The sequence below is a fragment of the Methanoculleus sp. genome (genome assembly GCF_020696975.1).
In the GTDB taxonomy this organism is placed as follows: domain Archaea; phylum Halobacteriota; class Methanomicrobia; order Methanomicrobiales; family Methanoculleaceae; genus Methanoculleus.
The window spans coordinates 123,215-139,040 of record NZ_JAJGBK010000029.1 but is presented as its reverse complement, the minus strand read 5'-3'; the positions used below and the strand labels follow the sequence as shown (position 1 = coordinate 139,040).

Sequence of the window (15,826 nt, the reverse complement as noted above, 5' to 3'; positions counted from 1 at the left end):
CGATATGGCACCCGGGATTGTTATGCGTAGCGCTATCGCTCGGGGTCTGCAGTTGTCCTTCCGTGAACGGTCACCCTGCTACCTCCGGGAGGACCTCGCGCCCGAAGTCCTCGATAAACTCCTCCTGTCCCCGGTTCACGTTGTGGAGATAGAGGTGCGAAAAGCCGAGATCGATGTCGTCTTTGAGCCATCGGACGTGCTCCTGCAGATCCGCCGAGACGCGGATCTTCTCGCAGACCTTCTCAGGCTCAACGAACTCCCCCATGGCCTCGAACTCTCCCGGCTCCCGGAGGGTCTCGAGCACAGCTGCCGGGAAGATGTTCGCCCGCCATTGGTCCCATGCGCCGGCTCGAGCCTCATCGTCCTCCCGCGCGTAGGAGAGGTCCACCTTGAGGTACATCGGCTTGCCCTCCCCTCCCCCGCGCCGGAACGCCCCGACAACCTCTGCAAGTTTGTCTTTTGGCATCGCGACGGTGATGAGGCCGTCGGCCCATCCGCCGACCCATTCTGCGGTCGCGGACGTCAGGGCGGCGCCGAGAAGAAGCGGCGGCTCGGCCGGACGGGTGTAGAGGCGGGTGTTGACTGTGCGGACCGGGAAGTCGGCCGTGACTGTCTCCCCCGCCCAGAGCCTTCGGATGATGGTGGCGGCGGCGAGGAGCCGGTCGTTTCGCTCCGGCTTTGAGGGCCAGACCTCGCCTGTGATGCTCTCGTTCAGGGCCTGGCCGGTCCCGACGGCGACGAAGAGCCTGCCGGGAAACATCTCCGCGAGCGTCGCCGCCGCCTGGGCGAGGATCGCCGGGTGGTAGCGGTAGCCCGGCGTGCAGACCACCCCGGCCGGAAGCGCTGTCGCCTGGAGCGCCGCGCCGAGCCACGACCACGCGAACCCGCTCTCCCCCTGGGCGGGGGTCCAGGGGTTGAAGTGGTCTGAAGAGAGTATGCCCCGAAACCCGGCCCTCTCAGCGCTCCTTGCAAGGTTTAGAAGCACCCCGGGAGGAAACTGCTCGTGCGATGCGTGGTAGCCGACCGTCACCGTTGATTCTGCCATCGATGCCGCCTCCGTGCCGGTTCGTCTCCTGCGAACCGGTGGGCAGACTGGATCTCTGGGTATTTAAAGCGTATCTGCGCCTGCACCCCCCGGTTCACTTCTCTTTTGCGAGCGTATTGTAGAGCAGCCCGAAGATGGCTGCTGCGCCAAGTCCGTCGATGAACCCCCAGAGTAGTCCGATGACGCTCCCTTTCGGGCTGACGCGGTAACCGGGGTATATCCGCCTGATGAGTTTCCCGTATCGGCTGCCCCTTCCATGGGTGTCCCGCGTGAGAAGCAGCCACCAGGTCAGGCTAAAGATCCCAATCCCCCAGAACAGCCCGCCCGCAAGGGCGAACGCTTTCAGGTCGAGTTTCATCCTATCACCTTCCCCCTCTCCGGGGCGCACCCTCTCTCCCATGGGCATAATGAATGTGCCGCACCGGTGAGCGCGGGTTCACTCACGCCAATCCCAGGACCTCGATGTAGATGTAGTAGACCGAGAAGGCCGCAAAGAATACGCCCACGGCAAACGTCAGGGCGGCGACGAAGAGGGATGGCCGGAACTCGGCCGGGAGCGTCCGCCGGTTCAGGTAGATCGTCATGAAGGCTACCGCCGGGATCTGGATCGCCTCGATGATCCCGGCTATGGCGAGGGCGGTCACCGGTTCGAGCCGCACCAGGACGAAGATGAGCGGCAGGATGCCCATCAGCCCGATCAGGTAGATGTAGCGATAGAACCGCATCGAGACCCAGCGCCCCGTTGCCCTCATCTGCCGGGCGATGAAGATCGACCCCTGGCCGAGCATCCTGGTCCAGCCGTCCAGGTTGGCGACGAGGGTGCTCCAGAAGGCGAAGAACGCAGCGAGGATCATCAGCCAGGCTCCCGGCGGCCCCCAGACCTCCCCGAGGAGGACCGAGAGGACTGCGGTCACTTCCGGCCCCTCCGGGAGAAGGCCCTCCGGCCGGAGGAGTTCGGTCCCCAGGATGAGGAGGGCGATGAGCAGGAGGAGGACGATGGCCGCGGCGATGGTCGTCGATATGGCCATGAGCCGGAGCCAGCCCCGCATCTCCTCCTTCTCGCCCCGGGAGAGGTGCGTGATATCCGGCAGGTCTTCCTCCTCGATGACCCTCTCTTCCCCACCCTGCCTGTGCACCGTGTAGTAGGCGGCGCCGTAGCCCCGGGCCGTGAGCCAGTAGGAGTACCAGATGAGGCCCGCGGCACCGGACATCACGAACCCGAGCCAGGGGAGGAGTTCGGCGAAGACGACGTCGGGCGGGAGGGTCGGCACGAGGCCGGCGGCGAGCGGCACGATGCCGGGGAAGACGAAACCCGCGGTGGTCACCAGGGCGATGATGATGGCGAGTGCCATCACAATGGATGCGCGTTCTACGCCCTGGTACCTCCCAAAGAAGACAAGAGCGAGCGAGACGAGAAGGACAATCGCCGCCCATGCTGTGAAACTCCCGGGTAGGACAAGTATGATGGCGGAACTCGCGGAGCCCGCCATCCCGGTGATGGTCGCGGCTGCGACGAGGAACTGGGGGATCACGATGACCCAGATGCCCCAGTTCGCCGGCCCGGGGAGGTTCTTGATCCCCTGGAGGAGCGAACCGCCCGTCACGACCGCGTAGCGCCCGATCTCGATCGAGAGCACCGTCTTTAAGAATATCGCAAGGATGAGCGTCCAGAGGACGGAGTAGCCATAGAGTGAGGCGATCCGCGGGGTGAAGAGGAGTTCCCCGGTCGCGATGGCGGAGATCATCCATATGATCGCGGGCCCCATCCACGCGAGGGCCTCCCGCCCGCGTGGGGGTGGGGGGACGATAGTCCCGTCTTTGCCGGCCATGGTGCCACGCCCTGCACGGTCCAGGTATACATAAGTCTTGCCGCCGGCGACCTGGATCCCGGGGAAAATGTTGGAGGTATTCTCAGGCTGCGGCTGCGGGCTGCCATGAGGGGGTTTCCTCAGAGCGATAGCGGAGTGCTGCACCGGAATACCTATGAGCATGCCCGTGAGACAGGGCCGGGATTGCCCGCGGTCCTGGCATTGTCAGGGCGCGGCCGTTTCCGGTGTGATGATCCATGGTGGTAATGCCCGATACCCTCGTTGCGCTCCTCAAAGACTGGCATTCGGTCCCCGTCGCGACTGTCGGAGCCGACGGGATGCCCAATGTTGCAGCCAAGTCGGTTATGGTCAGGGATCTCGAGACCCTCGTCTGGGGCGAGCTCTACTTCATGCAGACCTACGAGAACCTCACGCGGCACCCTGTCGCGTCGCTCTGTGTCTGGGAATGGACTCCACCGTTTACAGCGTACAAGGTGAAGGGGAGGGTCGTGATCCACAGGGACGACGACGTGACAGCGGCGCTTGACAGGAGCGTCTGGGGCGGACACAGCGATGAGTTCGCGGCCCGCATAGAAGGGATGGCAGCCGTCGTCCTCACGGTCGAAGAGATCTACGACCAGACCCCCCGCCTCGAGGCAGCAGGAACGCGGATCGCGTAGGTCGTATGGGTGGACTGCCCCGTGCTATCGGGCGGGATTTTCCGCATCACAGTACCGGTGCCCCCTGGAGATTGCCTCGTTGTCGATACGGAGACAACGGAGAACTTCAGGATGGGCCGGTCGCCTCCCCGCCCTGTCGCGGTTGCCCGGCTGCTCTGTGATGTTGACGGGAGAGGTCATGGGGAGGGGCAACCGGCACCTGCGCGGCCATGGGGGAGAACGAGAGGATGCGCAGGCTGAATGAAAGGGGAGTGCTGCACCTCTTCTGCAGCACCGACGCTACCCGACTTTTCTGAGCGTGAACCGGAAGGCCGCCCCTTCCTCCGGCATGCCTTCTATCCGATCCTCGACCCGGATATGCCCACCATAGCGCTCGACTAAGGTGCGGACGATGAAGAGCCCGAGCCCCTGGCCTCTCCCCCGTGCCATGCCCCGTTCAAACCGGGTGAAGAGTTTTCGTTTCACCTCGTCGGGAATGCCCGGACCGGTGTCTTCGACCGAGACAAGCACCTCACCATCGCATTCCTCGACCCGGACGGTGATCTCGACCTGTGGTCCGCCATGCTTGACAGCGTTGCCGATGAGGTTGGCAAAGACCGTAGGGAGGAGACCGTCCGCCAGCACGCTGATCTCCGGGTCGATGTATCGGATTGCCACATCGGGGAAGGTTGCTATCTCTTCCCTGATGACCGCGTTGAGGTTCACCGGCACGAGACCCGTCTCCTCGTGAGCCCGGCGGATGGTGGCTACGTTCTTGAGGATCTCGGTGCTCCGATCGATACTGGCGTGGAGTTTCTCCGCATAAGTCTTCAGGTCGCCGTCGGCGAGGTCCGTCAGGAGGTCGGCGTACATGCTCGAGACGTTGTTCGCGTTCCGCACATCATGGGTCATGATGTCAAGGTAGATATTCGCCTCGTCCCGGGCTGCTTCAAGGTCCTTGCTCTTCCGGACGAGGTCATCTGTCCGGCGCCTGAGGGCTTCCTCCGACCGCTTCCTCTCGGTGACATCGCGTGCGTTTACCAGGTGGCCGCGGATGGTCGGCTCGCCCAGGAGATTGATGCCGGTCGCATCGAGATACAGCCAGTCTCCCGATCGGTGCCGAACCCGGACTTGAAGGAAAGTCCTCTCCCCGGGCCGGGCGAGAGCATGCCGCAGCGCGTGCTGGACCCGCGGCAGATCCCCGGGATGGACCATATCGAGGATGCGCCTCCCGATGAGGTCTTTTGGCGCGTACCCGCCGACCGATCTCACCGAAGGGCTCGCATACGATATCTTCCCTTCTGCATCAAAGATGAGGACGATATCCGAGGCGTTCTCGGTGAGCAGCCGAAAGCGTTTCTCGCTCGCCAGAAGCGTTTCTTCCGCCCGTTTCTGCTCCCGGAGATCGATGCCGACGCCAATAAAGGTGTTATCCGAGAGGCTGATATTCGCCCAGGAACTCTCGACGATGCTGCCGTCTTTTGCCGTCGCTCTCCACTCCCGCCATCCGGGTTCAAGCGACTGCATAAACTCTGCAACCTTTGCCCGGTAGTCCGGGTCAGGGTAGACCATGGTCATGAAGTCACGGCCGGCAGCATCTTCCTCCGTCCAGCCCAGGATCTCGCGGAGCGCCCGGTTGAACCGGAACTGCCGCAACTCCGGGTCGAAGATGGCGATCATGACCGGTATTGTATCGACAAGCCGCTGGAACATCTCCGCCTGATGGTGCAGATTCTCTTCTGCCCGCTTCCGGCGCGTGATGTCCCGCGAGATGGCGAGGATAGCCGTTTTTCCCCGGTATGGAAAGACCCGTGACGAGGCTTCTATCGGAATGCGCCTCCCGTCGCGGGTGAGATGGGCTGACTCGAAGACCATGTGGCCGATCTCTGCGACCTTCCTGATACGGTCGGGCACGAGAGCGGCAAACTCCGGCGGGACAATCTCCGCGAGGTTCATCGTCAGCAGTTCTTCCCGCGAGTAGCCGAGGCGCTCGATCGCTGCCTGGTTCACGTCAAGGAATCTTCCGTCGAGGTCGTGGATGAGGAAAGCGTCGCTTGCACTCTCAAAGAGGGTGCGGTACTTCTCTTCGCTCTCCTGCAACGTCTCTTCGGCCCGCTTCCATTCGGTGATGTCGGTGAAGATGACCGCGAACCGGTTCTTCTCCCGCATCGGATAGGCATCGATACCGTGCCACCGGCCGGACTTCGGGTTGTATTCCTCAAACCGCACCGGCTTTTGTGTGCGAAGGGCCCTGTCGTAGCGTTCAAGCCAGAGCGGCTCGGTGCCCGGGTAGATCTCGGTGAACCTCCGGCCCACGATCCGATCGCGGCGCGATCCCATAGCACGCTCATAGGCAGGATCGACGTCGAGGACGAGATAGTCGACGGGCCGCCCCCCGCTGTCGTAGACCATCTCGTTGAGCGCAAAGCCCATTCCCATCGATGCGAAGACCTGCTGGTATCTCTCTTTGCTCTCCCGGAGGGCATCTTCCGCCTGCTTCTGCCGGGTGGTCTCCTGGAACCGGACGAGGTGCATGCCCCGGAACGGTTCGTCCTCGACGGGGATGGTTGAGACGATGACCCGGCGCTCCCGGCCGTCCGGTGACAGGAGCGTGCAGGTAATATCGATGCTCTCGGCCTGCGCGGAGAGCGAGGCCGCTATCTTCTCCGTGCACTCCTCTTCCATGATGCACAATCCAAGGTGCCGGCGCACGAACCTATCCGCATCGCTGTCGTGGAGGGTATTCCGGTCGACGCCGAGAAGGCGTTCAAGCGGGCGGTTGATCCAGCCCACCCGGCCTTTCTGATCGATGAGGAGCACTCCCTCGACGAGCGCATCAAGAATGACCGATGCTGAGAGCAATTCTGACGAGGAGCATTGGGGTGGATTCATTTTACGCCGGTACTCCTGCGGGTTGGATCTCACAATTATAAAAAAAGATGGTGCATAAAACCTCTCGATCCTGAACATCCTGGGATTGTACTCTCTGTCATCATCGGAGCCGGAGTCGTTCGGATCCGGGGCCCACTCGGGCGCCAATGGGTGATCTGTTCACGAAAGTAAGGGACTCCTGTCGAGATTCAGCAGTCGTTAAAGGCCGGTCGGATGGTTAAACGGCAGGCATCCTTGAGGAATAGCCGGCTCAGGGCAATCTAGACGCCGGATGATTATCTCCTGTAGAATCACGATAAGCGGTTTATGAGAGAATAAGAAGGCCAGGGCCGAGATTCGAACCCGGGTCGAGGGATCCACAGTCCCTTAGGATAACCAACTACCCCACCCTGGCAAGGTGCTCATTATAGTTGGTGGTTGGATTTGATTAAGGTATCTCTTCACCACGTCCGCACCCCCGCCGGGATTGCCGGCAGTCTCACGATCTGCCGGGCATCCGGCCGGGACGCGGCTTCGTCTCTGCCGCCGGGGCCGGCGCGGAAGATGCCTCTCCTGAAGGCGAACGGGTCCGGACACTGGAGGTGCGTGACGGACAGCGGGCAGAATCATTAATAGACCCGGTGCTCTATAACGTACCAGCGTTCCGGGCGCCGAGCGACGCCCCCGGAGTAGGGGCGGCAGCCCTCATATGGCGTGATTCAAGAAAAACGGCCAATATTCCAGATTTTTCGGGATTATTCGTCCTGCATATACCGGAAGGTGATAATCATGGCAAAACAATCAACGATCAGGACCCCCATCGTCTGCGTGATGGGCCACGTAGACCACGGCAAGACATCGCTCCTGGACAGGATCCGGGGTTCATCGGTGGTCTCGACCGAAGAGGGCGCGATCACGCAGCACATCGGCGCCACGCTCGTCCCCATCGATGCGATCACCCGGATGGGCGGAGCCTTAAGCAAGGTCAGCGTCAATGTCCCGGGCCTGCTCTTCATCGACACCCCCGGACACCATGCCTTCACCACGCTGCGTGCGCGCGGCGGTGCACTCGCCGACATGGCGATCGTCGTGGTGGATATCAACGAAGGGTTCCGCCCCCAGACGATCGAGGCACTCCAGATCCTGCGCAACTCCAGGACGCCGTTCGTGATTGCGGCAAACAAGATCGACCGCATCCACGGCTGGCGCGTCCAGGAGGGTCAGCCGTTCTTAAAGACGTTTGCCCAGCAGAACGAGCGCGTCCAGGGCACGCTCGAGACGAAGGTCTACGAGCTCGTGGGGAAACTCTCCGACCTGGGCTTCAACTCCGAGCGGTTCGACCGGGTCTCGGACTTTGCGCGGAACATCTGCATCGTGCCGACGAGCGCCCTCACCGGGGAAGGCCTTCCCGACATACTCATGGTCCTCATCGGGCTCGCCCAGCGCTACATGAGCGAGAGCCTCCGGGTCAGCGCCGACGGTCCCGGCGCCGGCACCGTCCTTGAGGTGAAGGAGGAGCGCGGGCTCGGGATGACGCTCGACGTGATCCTCTACGATGGCACCCTCAAGGTCGGGGATGAGATCGTCGTCGCGGGGAACGACCAGATCATCGAGGCCAAGGTGCGCTCCCTCCTAAAACCCCGCCCGATGAAGGAGATCCTGATCGAGGAGCGGTTCGAGCGGGTCAAGTCGATCACCGCCGCTGCAGGGATCAAGGTCGCGGCCCCGAAACTCGACGGGGTCATCGCAGGCTCCCCCCTCCGGGTCATCCGGGGCGGCAACAGGGAGGAGGTCGTCGAGCAGGTCCGGCATGAGATCCAGGATATCCAGGTGAATCTCTCCGACATCGGCGTCATCATACGGGCGGACACCATCGGGGCTCTTGAAGCCCTCTCAAAAGAACTTGAGGGCCACCAGATCCAGATCATGCGGGCCGCTGTCGGGCCGGTCACCCGCCACGACGTCATCGAGGCGGGGACGATCCGCGACCCCCTGTACAGCGCGATCATCGCCTTCAACACACCGGTCCTGCCGGACGCGATCGACGCTCTTGCGGACGCCGCGATGTCGCACGTCAGCATATTCGAGGGGGGGGTCATCTACCAGCTCCTCGACGACTACGTCGAGTGGCGTGACGAGAAGAAGCAGGAACTCGAGCGGCAGCAGTTCGAGAAACTGATTATGCCCGCCAAAATCCGTATCCTCCCAAACTGCGTCTTCCGGCAGAGCAACCCTGCGGTGGTCGGTGTCCGGGTCCTTGGAGGGAAACTCCAGAGCGGTGTCGACCTTGCCCTCCCGAACGGCAAAAAAATCGGCCGTCTCAAGCAGATCCAGGCCAAGAACGAGACGGTCCAGGAGGCGGAGGCGGGAAAAGAGGTGGCAATCTCCATCGAGGGGCCGACGGTCGGGCGCCAGATCAACGTCGACGATGACCTCTACGTGGACGTCCCCGAGCGGCACGTAAAGGTGATCGAGCGGGAGATGATCAATCAGTTGAGCCCGAGTATGCGGGAGATCCTGGAGGAGTTCACCTCTCTCAGGCGCCGGGAAGATCCCTTCTGGGGTAAGTGAACCACCCTGCCGGGGATGGGGCTTCTCCCGATCAACCTTTTCCCTCAGCCCCGCAAAGGTAGACTTTTAATACCATATTCTCAAATTGTATAGGTACTTTCGAAGGAGTCGTCAACATGGTTGATTTTAAAATTATCCTATCAGACCCGGAGACCGGGCGTTCATATAAGGTTGATGCGACCGGCCCCGCCGCAGGAGCGCTCATCGGCAAGCGCGTCGGTGACGAGATCGACGGGGGCATCCTCGGCCTTGCGGGCTACACGATCAAGATCACTGGCGGGACGGACAAGACCGGTATCCCCGCACGCCGTGACCTTCCCGGACCGGCACGGAGAAGGCTTCTCCTCTCCGAGGGTGTCGGGTTCCACCCTGTCATGGACGGGGAACGCCGCAGGAAGTCGGTGCGGGGCAACGAGATCAGCGCTGACTTCGTCCAGATCAACGCCGCCGTGAAGACGAGCGGTGCAAAACCATTAGCCGAATACTTCAGCCAGCCCGAGGCGGCAGCTGAATAATCAGCACCCCTTTTCTTCAGAAGCGTTCGCTTCAGAGCGGGCGAGAGATCGCGGTCAGGCTGCTGCACCCCCTCAAAGAGTCGCCGTTCGGTTCTAACGTTAGAGGAGGGTGTGCCCTCCCCGTTTATCGCTTCTTTGCGACTGACTTTTGCAGGGCGGGCAGTTTGTCCTCGAAGGCCACCCCGTACTTCTTTGCGAGGATGACCACTGCCGCCTCCACCCGGAGGTTGCCGTCGAAGTTGTCGGTGACGATCCGGTGGAGTTCGGCAACGATCTCCTGCGGCGATCTCCCGGTCGCGGCGGCGATCCGCCCGATCAATTCCTCATAGGGGCTCTCCGCCGCCGCGAGGACATCGGAGGTGGGCTTGAACCCGAGGGGTATCGAGACCTCCGCGACGTCAAAGAGCGGCCGGATCCCTCCTCCGTCGAACTCGATGAGCCCTTCCGCTTTCGCTTTATCCAGGAGCTGGTTCGCCTGCTCCTTGTTCATCCATTTCCGGTCGATGGCGATGTAGAAGACGAATTCGCTCCTCTGCAGCCGCTCTTTTCGCATGTGTTTGAACGGCGCGGCAACCGCAATCTTGACGCTCACTCGCAGGCACCCTTGAGGATTCTTCGCAGGTCCATCGCATCCAGGTCGCCAAGGCGGCCATCCTTTGCGATATAGCACTCCGTCACCGGGCCCTTGTCGACGATTCTGAGGAAGAAGACGTTCTCGGAGACCGGGAGCCGTTTTTCCGGGGTAAGAAGGGTCTTCTGCAGGTCGACCCGGAGATCCGCCACCTCGCTGACGTTCCCGGAGAGCGGCAGCAGAGCGCCGAGGTCCTGGAACTGCGTCCGTCCGTCCGCGATCTCGAAGAGAATCCGTTCTTTGACGAGACCGTCGGCCCCCCGGACAGTCGTATGGGTGTCGTGCATACGGGCTATGCAATTAAGAACTTCGCGAAACGGTCGGGAGAGTTCGAAATCGAGGTCGATCGACTGGGGAAAGCGATGATATATCCTGCGCATCACTAAAATTGAGGTCTGCGGAACGTAAAAAGGATATGATCCCGCCAGAGATCCAAAGGTTTTTGGCAGCCTCTCTCCCTCCTGCACCCATGGCTGCTCACCTCACGCTCCTGCAGATGAACGACTCGCACGGGTATCTGGAGCCGCACCAGGAATTCTTCTACGCCTCCGGCCCGCCTCGCTACCGGATGGCAGGGGGCTATGCACGGATAGCCACGCTTATGGAGGAGATCCGCGATGCGCGGCCGGATGGGGCGCTCGCGTTTGACTGCGGTGATACCATCCACGGGACCTACCCTGCCGTCCAATCGGAGGGCAAGGCCTTCGTCCCGATCCTCAATGCTCTCGGGTTCGACGCCATGACCGCCCACTGGGAGTTCGCATACGGGCCAGAACAGTTCCGGAAGGTGGCCAGGAGGCTCGACTACCCGGTTCTTGCCGACAACTGTTACGACGACACGACCGGTGATCTTGTCTTCCCCCCGTATACGGTCTGTGAGACCCGGGATCTGCAGGTGGGCGTTATCGGGATCGCCGCTACGATCATCGATAAGGTGATGCCGAAATCCTTCTCGGAGGGGGTCCACTTCTCTCTTGGCAATGCCGAACTCCCGGATCTGATCGCTCACCTCCGCGACGAGGAGGGTGTAGATCTTGTCGTGGTGATATCGCACCTTGGTTTTCCTCAGGAGGTGAAACTTGCCGGGGAGGTGGATGGGATCGACGTCCTCCTCTCGGGGCACACCCACAACCGCCTTTTTGAGCCGGCGGTCGTGAACGATACCATCATCATCCAGTCCGGCTGCCACGGCTCCTTCCTCGGGCGTCTCGATCTCGTGGTGGAGAATCGGCGGGTGAAGCGTTTCGACCACGAACTCATCGTCGTCGGGGAGGAGATCCGGCCCGAGCCTGAGGTCGAGGAGATGGTCGGGCGGGTCATGGACCCGCACCGTGAGTGCCTCTCCCGGGTCGTCGGGGAGACCCGGACCCCTCTCAACCGAAACACGGTCCTTGAGGCAACGATGGACAACCTCCTGCTTCAGGCGCTCATCGACGCTACCGGCGCAGAGATGGCCTTCTCGAACGGCTGGCGCTACGGCGCTCCGGTGCCGCCGGGTCCGATCACGGTAAACGACCTCTGGAATATCATACCGGTCAACCCTCCGGTCTCGACGGTCGAGATCACGGGCCGTGAGCTCCGGGCGATGATGGAGGAGAACCTGGAGCGGACATTCGCGCGCGACCCCTACGATCAGATGGGCGGCTACATGAAGCGCTGCATGGGGGTCACCCTCTACTGCAGACTCGAAAATCCGCCCGATCTCCGGATCCAGGAGTTCTTTGCGGCCGGCAAAAGGCTCGATCCGGGCGCTGTCTACCGCGCGGCGTTCGTCACCGGCCAGGGTGTGCCGGCGAAGTACGGGAGGAACCGGCAGGACCTCGATATCCGGGCGGTCGAGGCGCTCGAACGTTATCTCGCGAAAGGACCTGCCAGCGCTGACCTCTCCGGGAGCGTGACGGCGATATGACACTCACCTACCGTGTTGTCATCCACCTGGACGAGGCTCAAAAGACACCGCTCGCCCTGAACAATGCAAAGAATATCATCGCCGGTCTCGAGGCGGTCGAGGTGAAGGTGGTGGCCCACGCCGGCGGGGTCGAGGGGCTCCGTACTGATGGATCGCAGGCGACGCTTATGGACCTGCTTGCGCGGCATGGCGTCCGGTTTGTTCTCTGCGAGAATACCCTCCGTTCCCGGGGTTTGACCGCAGGGGATTTCCCCGACTACATGGAGACCGTCCCGTCGGGCGTCGTGGAACTGGTTCTCAGGCAGGCGGAAGGCTGGTACTACATCCGGCCGTAAAAAAAGGGTATTATGCGATCAGGACAGCGTTGACGACGCCGTCCTGGCTCGGCCTGCTGACGATCCGGGCGCGCCCTATGTCTGTCTTGATGATGGCGCCCTTTGTCAGGAGTTTCCGCCTGACATAGTTCGGGTCGGCGCTGTTTGCCTCGACCGTCTCGATCTTCGCCTTCCGGGTCTCGCCGGTTGCGGGATTTGAGACCGTCGCATAGTCGATCCGGAGTGCCCGGACCTTCTGGTTGCCGCCGTAGGTGCGGACAACCTTCTTGCGTTCTTCACCGATATGCGTCTCTGCCGGAGCTCTTCCGATCTCCGACCTCTTCTTGCCCTGGGAGGTGTGGTAGCGTCCACCCGACGGCTTCCTTACTGATCTTCCTTGCCACTGCATGTGACCACCGAAATACTCTGTTGAGGACGCGATACCCTCAAGGGATAGCAATCTCTCGTTAAAGTGCTATAACTATTCGAGACCTGGATATTTAACTCTGCTGATCAGGCGAGGATCGCATCCAGCAGATCGTCCAACCCCTCTCCGGTCTTCATATTCGTCCGGAAGACCTGCATCTCCGGGTTGTAGCGGTGCATGTCCTGCTCCATCCGGTCCAGGTTGGCGCCGATGAGCGGGGCGAGGTCAACCTTGTTGATGACGCCGATGTTACTGCTCCTAAACATCATCGGGTGCTTGTTTACCACATCGTCCCCTTCGGTGGAACTGACGACAACGATCCTCTTCTCGGCACCCAGCCGGAAGTCGGTCGGACAGACCATGTTGCCTACGTTCTCGATGAAGAGAATGTCGATCTCGTCAAGCGGCAGGTGCTCGATGGCGTGCTCCACCAGGTGAGCGTCGAGGTGACACTCCTTTCCGGTGTTCGCGTTGTAGGCCGGGACGTCGAGGGCGACGATCCGCTGGAAATCGTCATCCCCGTAGACGTCCCCGGCGATGGCCCCGACACGGAGCCCCCGCTCCCGGATCAGGGGCACGAGCCGCTCGATCGTGGCGGTCTTCCCGGACCCGATGGCACCGAGGAGGTCAAACGCCCGGATACCGTGTTCCTTGAGGAGATTCGCGTTGGCGTCAGCAATGCGGTTGTTGACGTCGTAGATGTCCTTCTCCACATGGACGTCGATATGGTGCATGGTAAGTACTGTGATCATGATCTGTTTATAGGTTAACACTCAAACTCTACGGTAATGAGCGCAGAACGCATCCTGTACCCCTGTTACTTTGACGCCACGCTGGAGCGGCGGGAAGGGCGTCGCGTCCCCAAAAATCTCGGCGTGAAGTCCCCGGAACTTCCTGCCATCGAGGCGGTGCTGCGGAGGATGAAGGTCCCGCACCGGGTGGAGGAGCACCACCACCCCGCCCGGTGGGCGGAACGTGAAGGCCGGATCGTCGCGGAATGGGAAGGGAGCAAAGAAGACCTGATCCGGAAGGTCGCCCGCAATCTCCCCGGGCGGAAGTGACCATGTACGACCTGCACACCCACACCATCCTCTCCGATGGTGAACTCCTCCCGACAGAACTCGTCCGGCGGGCTGCCGTGCTCGGCTACGATACCCTTGCCATCACCGATCACGCGGACGCTTCCAACCTCGCGGGCCTGGTGGAGTCGGTTGCCGGGGTCCGGGATTCGGCGGAGTGTTACGGCGTGGAACTCCTCGTCGGGGTGGAACTTACCCATGTTCCGCCGTCCCTGATCCCGGCGCTTGCGCGCGATGCAAAACGGCGCGGTGCAGATATCGTTGTGGTCCATGGTGAGACGGTGGTCGAACCGGTCGCCCCGGGAACAAACCACGCTGCCTGCACGTGCGAGTACGTGGACGTGCTCGCCCACCCGGGGTTCATAGAGGTCGAGGATGCGCGGATAGCGGCAGAGCGCGGAATGGCGCTCGAGATCACCTCCCGGGGGGGACACAACCGGACCAATGGTCACGTGGTGCGCGTGGCACGGGAGGCCGGTTGTCTTCTTACGGTCGATTCCGATACGCATGCGCCGTCTGATCTGATGTCAAAGGAGGCACGGCGGGCGGTCGCGCTCGGTGCCGGGTTGACAGAGGCGGAATCCCGGAAAGCTCTTTTCCTGGATATAAATCGTATCCTTCAGAAGTGAGATGGAGTATTTATAATTTAGCAAAATGTTTTTATACTTCCAGGGTCAATATATATATGTTACTAAATACATCCTACTATAGGATCCCCTAGAGGTTGCAGTTTGCGGTTAATCGGACGTTCTGTAAGTGTTTGCGGTAATCGCTTGTTAATCTTGCGATGCGATGCCGCACAGTTGCCTCGCCTCTATGGCGAGGCTCTCGATCGCCGGTTAAAACCCGTAGGGAAAGTAGTCGACATCTTTGGAAATATATCATCTCCCTATGCCGTAGTCCTCTGCTACAATGGCTGTTCAGTGCAGGTTGGCGAGAAGATCTTTGCAAAATAGGTGTATTATCGATGGCAGAAGTTGAGAAACTTAAACAGCTGCAGTTGCAGCGTGAGGCCCTGAAGAAGAGAGGGGAGCAGCAGAAGGTCAAGGAGACGGAGAAGAAGCGTACCGAAGAGAGCGTTCAGTCTGTCTGTCCCGAGTGCGGCAGCCGGCAGCTCGTCCACGACTACGAGCGTGCCGAACTTGTATGTCAGAACTGCGGTCTTGTCCTTGACGAGGAGTTCATCGATCGCGGTCCCGAGTGGCGTGCCTTCGACCACGATCAGCGCATGAAGCGCTCCCGTGTCGGCGCCCCGATGACGTTCACGATCCACGATAAGGGTCTCTCGACGATGATTGACTGGAGGAACCGGGATTCCTACGGTCGCGCAATATCGAGCAAGAACCGCGCCCAGCTCTACCGGCTCCGGAAGTGGCAGCGGCGTATCCGGGTCTCGAACGCGACCGAGCGGAACCTGGCGTTCGCGCTCTCGGAACTGGACCGGATGGCGTCTGCGCTCGGCCTGCCCCGGAACGTGCGGGAGACCGCCGCAGTGGTCTACCGTGATGCTGTGGACAAGAACCTGATCCGCGGGCGGAGCATTGAAGGTGTCGCGGCAGCGGCACTGTATGCGGCATGCCGGCAGTGCAGCGTACCCCGGACGCTTGATGAGATCGCGGAAGTGTCCCGGGTATCGAGGAAGGAGATCGGGCGCACCTACCGGTTCATCTCGCGCGAGCTCGGGTTAAAGCTCCTGCCGACGTCCCCGATCGATTACGTACCGCGCTTCTGCTCGGGCCTGAACCTGAAGGGTGAGGTCCAGAGCCGTGCGGTCGAGATCCTCAGGCAGGCCGGAGAACGCGAACTTACGAGCGGCAGAGGCCCAACAGGCGTCGCTGCGGCCGCCATTTACATCTCGTCGATCCTCGGCGGCGAGCGGCGCACCCAGCGCGAAGTCGCCGAGGTTGCGGGTGTGACCGAGGTCACGATCAGGAACAGATATAAGGAACTGGCAGAAAAATTAGATATCGAGATCATACTCTGATCTCATATCACCC

The 15,826-nt window shown here is 61.5% G+C and carries 16 protein-coding genes and 1 tRNA gene; 8 read left to right on the top strand and 9 right to left on the bottom strand.

Annotation, left to right across the window (positions count from 1 at the left end):
- Nucleotides 1-70: 70 nt before the first annotated feature.
- The 3 genes from QZ650_RS09275 to QZ650_RS09265 form a co-directional block, all read right to left on the bottom strand.
- The gene (locus QZ650_RS09275; protein ID WP_292518673.1) at nucleotides 71-1,045 is read right to left on the bottom strand and encodes a TIGR03885 family FMN-dependent LLM class oxidoreductase; all 975 of its coding nucleotides are present in this window, start codon (nucleotides 1,043-1,045) and stop codon (nucleotides 71-73) included.
- A 94-nt stretch (nucleotides 1,046-1,139) separates the two neighbouring features.
- The gene (locus tag QZ650_RS09270; RefSeq protein WP_292518671.1) at nucleotides 1,140-1,403 is read right to left on the bottom strand and encodes a bacteriophage holin; all 264 of its coding nucleotides are present in this window, start codon (nucleotides 1,401-1,403) and stop codon (nucleotides 1,140-1,142) included.
- A gap of 82 nt (nucleotides 1,404-1,485) precedes the next feature.
- Entirely contained in the window at nucleotides 1,486-2,874 is a 1,389-nt protein-coding gene (locus tag QZ650_RS09265; RefSeq protein WP_292518669.1) for an Nramp family divalent metal transporter, read from the bottom strand.
- A 245-nt stretch (nucleotides 2,875-3,119) separates the two neighbouring features.
- Here QZ650_RS09265 and QZ650_RS09260 point away from each other — a divergent pair, with 245 nt between their 5' ends.
- A complete protein-coding gene (locus QZ650_RS09260; RefSeq protein WP_292522494.1) occupies nucleotides 3,120-3,533 on the top strand; it encodes a pyridoxamine 5'-phosphate oxidase family protein in 414 nt (137 codons plus the stop codon).
- A gap of 279 nt (nucleotides 3,534-3,812) precedes the next feature.
- Here QZ650_RS09260 and QZ650_RS09255 read toward each other — a convergent pair whose 3' ends face one another.
- Both QZ650_RS09255 and QZ650_RS09250 read right to left on the bottom strand, forming a co-directional pair.
- The gene (locus QZ650_RS09255) at nucleotides 3,813-6,404 is read right to left on the bottom strand and encodes a PAS domain S-box protein (RefSeq protein ID WP_292518665.1); all 2,592 of its coding nucleotides are present in this window, start codon (nucleotides 6,402-6,404) and stop codon (nucleotides 3,813-3,815) included.
- A 321-nt stretch (nucleotides 6,405-6,725) separates the two neighbouring features.
- Nucleotides 6,726-6,798: transfer RNA gene (locus QZ650_RS09250), tRNA-His, on the bottom strand.
- Between the two features lie 374 nt (nucleotides 6,799-7,172).
- Here QZ650_RS09250 and infB point away from each other — a divergent pair.
- Nucleotides 7,173-8,954, top strand: a complete 1,782-nt coding sequence (infB, locus tag QZ650_RS09245) for a translation initiation factor IF-2 (protein WP_292518663.1) — start codon at nucleotides 7,173-7,175, stop codon at nucleotides 8,952-8,954.
- Nucleotides 8,955-9,070: 116 nt separating this feature from the next.
- Nucleotides 9,071-9,469 (top strand): 30S ribosomal protein S6e, encoded by a 399-nt coding sequence (locus tag QZ650_RS09240; protein WP_292518661.1) that lies wholly within the window; start codon nucleotides 9,071-9,073, stop codon nucleotides 9,467-9,469.
- Nucleotides 9,470-9,593: 124 nt separating this feature from the next.
- Here the strand turns inward: QZ650_RS09240 and QZ650_RS09235 are convergent, their stop codons facing one another.
- Nucleotides 9,594-10,061 (bottom strand): DUF2240 family protein, encoded by a 468-nt coding sequence (locus tag QZ650_RS09235; protein ID WP_292518659.1) that lies wholly within the window; start codon nucleotides 10,059-10,061, stop codon nucleotides 9,594-9,596.
- Complete coding sequence (locus QZ650_RS09230) at nucleotides 10,058-10,480, bottom strand: hypothetical protein (RefSeq protein ID WP_292518657.1); 423 nt, start codon at nucleotides 10,478-10,480, stop codon at nucleotides 10,058-10,060. Before QZ650_RS09230 ends, QZ650_RS09235 begins: the two co-directional genes overlap by 4 nt.
- Nucleotides 10,481-10,569: 89 nt before the next feature.
- On the opposite strand from QZ650_RS09230, the gene QZ650_RS09225 reads away from it, so the two are divergent.
- Nucleotides 10,570-12,009, top strand: coding sequence for a bifunctional metallophosphatase/5'-nucleotidase (locus QZ650_RS09225; RefSeq protein ID WP_292518655.1), 1,440 nt, complete (start codon nucleotides 10,570-10,572; stop codon nucleotides 12,007-12,009).
- On the top strand, nucleotides 12,006-12,344 hold the full coding sequence (locus QZ650_RS09220; RefSeq protein ID WP_292518653.1) for a DsrE family protein: 339 nt from the start codon (nucleotides 12,006-12,008) through the stop codon (nucleotides 12,342-12,344). Before QZ650_RS09225 ends, QZ650_RS09220 begins: the two co-directional genes overlap by 4 nt.
- Nucleotides 12,345-12,354: 10 nt before the next feature.
- Here QZ650_RS09220 and QZ650_RS09215 read toward each other — a convergent pair whose 3' ends face one another.
- Both QZ650_RS09215 and hypB read right to left on the bottom strand, forming a co-directional pair.
- Nucleotides 12,355-12,732 (bottom strand): 30S ribosomal protein S8e, encoded by a 378-nt coding sequence (locus QZ650_RS09215; RefSeq protein WP_292518651.1) that lies wholly within the window; start codon nucleotides 12,730-12,732, stop codon nucleotides 12,355-12,357.
- Nucleotides 12,733-12,836: 104 nt separating this feature from the next.
- On the bottom strand, nucleotides 12,837-13,484 hold the full coding sequence (gene hypB / locus QZ650_RS09210) for a hydrogenase nickel incorporation protein HypB (RefSeq protein WP_292519338.1): 648 nt from the start codon (nucleotides 13,482-13,484) through the stop codon (nucleotides 12,837-12,839).
- A 54-nt stretch (nucleotides 13,485-13,538) separates the two neighbouring features.
- On the opposite strand from hypB, the gene QZ650_RS09205 reads away from it, so the two are divergent.
- The 3 genes from QZ650_RS09205 (at nucleotide 13,539) to QZ650_RS09195 (ending at nucleotide 15,813) form a co-directional block, all read left to right on the top strand.
- Complete coding sequence (locus QZ650_RS09205; protein ID WP_292518649.1) at nucleotides 13,539-13,811, top strand: signal recognition particle subunit SRP19/SEC65 family protein; 273 nt, start codon at nucleotides 13,539-13,541, stop codon at nucleotides 13,809-13,811.
- A 2-nt stretch (nucleotides 13,812-13,813) separates the two neighbouring features.
- A complete protein-coding gene (locus QZ650_RS09200) occupies nucleotides 13,814-14,458 on the top strand; it encodes a histidinol phosphate phosphatase domain-containing protein (RefSeq protein WP_292518647.1) in 645 nt (214 codons plus the stop codon).
- A gap of 338 nt (nucleotides 14,459-14,796) precedes the next feature.
- A complete protein-coding gene (locus QZ650_RS09195) occupies nucleotides 14,797-15,813 on the top strand; it encodes a transcription initiation factor IIB (RefSeq protein ID WP_292518645.1) in 1,017 nt (338 codons plus the stop codon).
- Nucleotides 15,814-15,826 lie beyond the last annotated feature (13 nt).

What these genes read in the sequence shown, in the direction of transcription:
- QZ650_RS09275 (WP_292518673.1), bottom strand. Translation starts at nt 1,045, where the DNA reads ATGGCAGAATCAACGGTGACGGTCGGCTACCACGCATCGCACGAGCAG.
- QZ650_RS09270 (WP_292518671.1), bottom strand. Translation starts at nt 1,403, where the DNA reads ATGAAACTCGACCTGAAAGCGTTCGCCCTTGCGGGCGGGCTGTTCTGG.
- QZ650_RS09265 (WP_292518669.1), bottom strand. Translation starts at nt 2,874, where the DNA reads ATGGCCGGCAAAGACGGGACTATCGTCCCCCCACCCCCACGCGGGCGG.
- QZ650_RS09260 (WP_292522494.1), top strand. Translation starts at nt 3,120, where the DNA reads ATGCCCGATACCCTCGTTGCGCTCCTCAAAGACTGGCATTCGGTCCCC.
- QZ650_RS09255 (WP_292518665.1), bottom strand. Translation starts at nt 6,404, where the DNA reads ATGAATCCACCCCAATGCTCCTCGTCAGAATTGCTCTCAGCATCGGTC.
- infB (WP_292518663.1), top strand. Translation starts at nt 7,173, where the DNA reads ATGGCAAAACAATCAACGATCAGGACCCCCATCGTCTGCGTGATGGGC.
- QZ650_RS09240 (WP_292518661.1), top strand. Translation starts at nt 9,071, where the DNA reads ATGGTTGATTTTAAAATTATCCTATCAGACCCGGAGACCGGGCGTTCA.
- QZ650_RS09230 (WP_292518657.1), bottom strand. Translation starts at nt 10,480, where the DNA reads ATGCGCAGGATATATCATCGCTTTCCCCAGTCGATCGACCTCGATTTC.
- QZ650_RS09225 (WP_292518655.1), top strand. Translation starts at nt 10,570, where the DNA reads ATGGCTGCTCACCTCACGCTCCTGCAGATGAACGACTCGCACGGGTAT.
- QZ650_RS09220 (WP_292518653.1), top strand. Translation starts at nt 12,006, where the DNA reads ATGACACTCACCTACCGTGTTGTCATCCACCTGGACGAGGCTCAAAAG.
- QZ650_RS09215 (WP_292518651.1), bottom strand. Translation starts at nt 12,732, where the DNA reads ATGCAGTGGCAAGGAAGATCAGTAAGGAAGCCGTCGGGTGGACGCTAC.
- hypB (WP_292519338.1), bottom strand. Translation starts at nt 13,484, where the DNA reads ATGCACCATATCGACGTCCATGTGGAGAAGGACATCTACGACGTCAAC.
- QZ650_RS09205 (WP_292518649.1), top strand. Translation starts at nt 13,539, where the DNA reads ATGAGCGCAGAACGCATCCTGTACCCCTGTTACTTTGACGCCACGCTG.
- QZ650_RS09200 (WP_292518647.1), top strand. Translation starts at nt 13,814, where the DNA reads ATGTACGACCTGCACACCCACACCATCCTCTCCGATGGTGAACTCCTC.
- QZ650_RS09195 (WP_292518645.1), top strand. Translation starts at nt 14,797, where the DNA reads ATGGCAGAAGTTGAGAAACTTAAACAGCTGCAGTTGCAGCGTGAGGCC.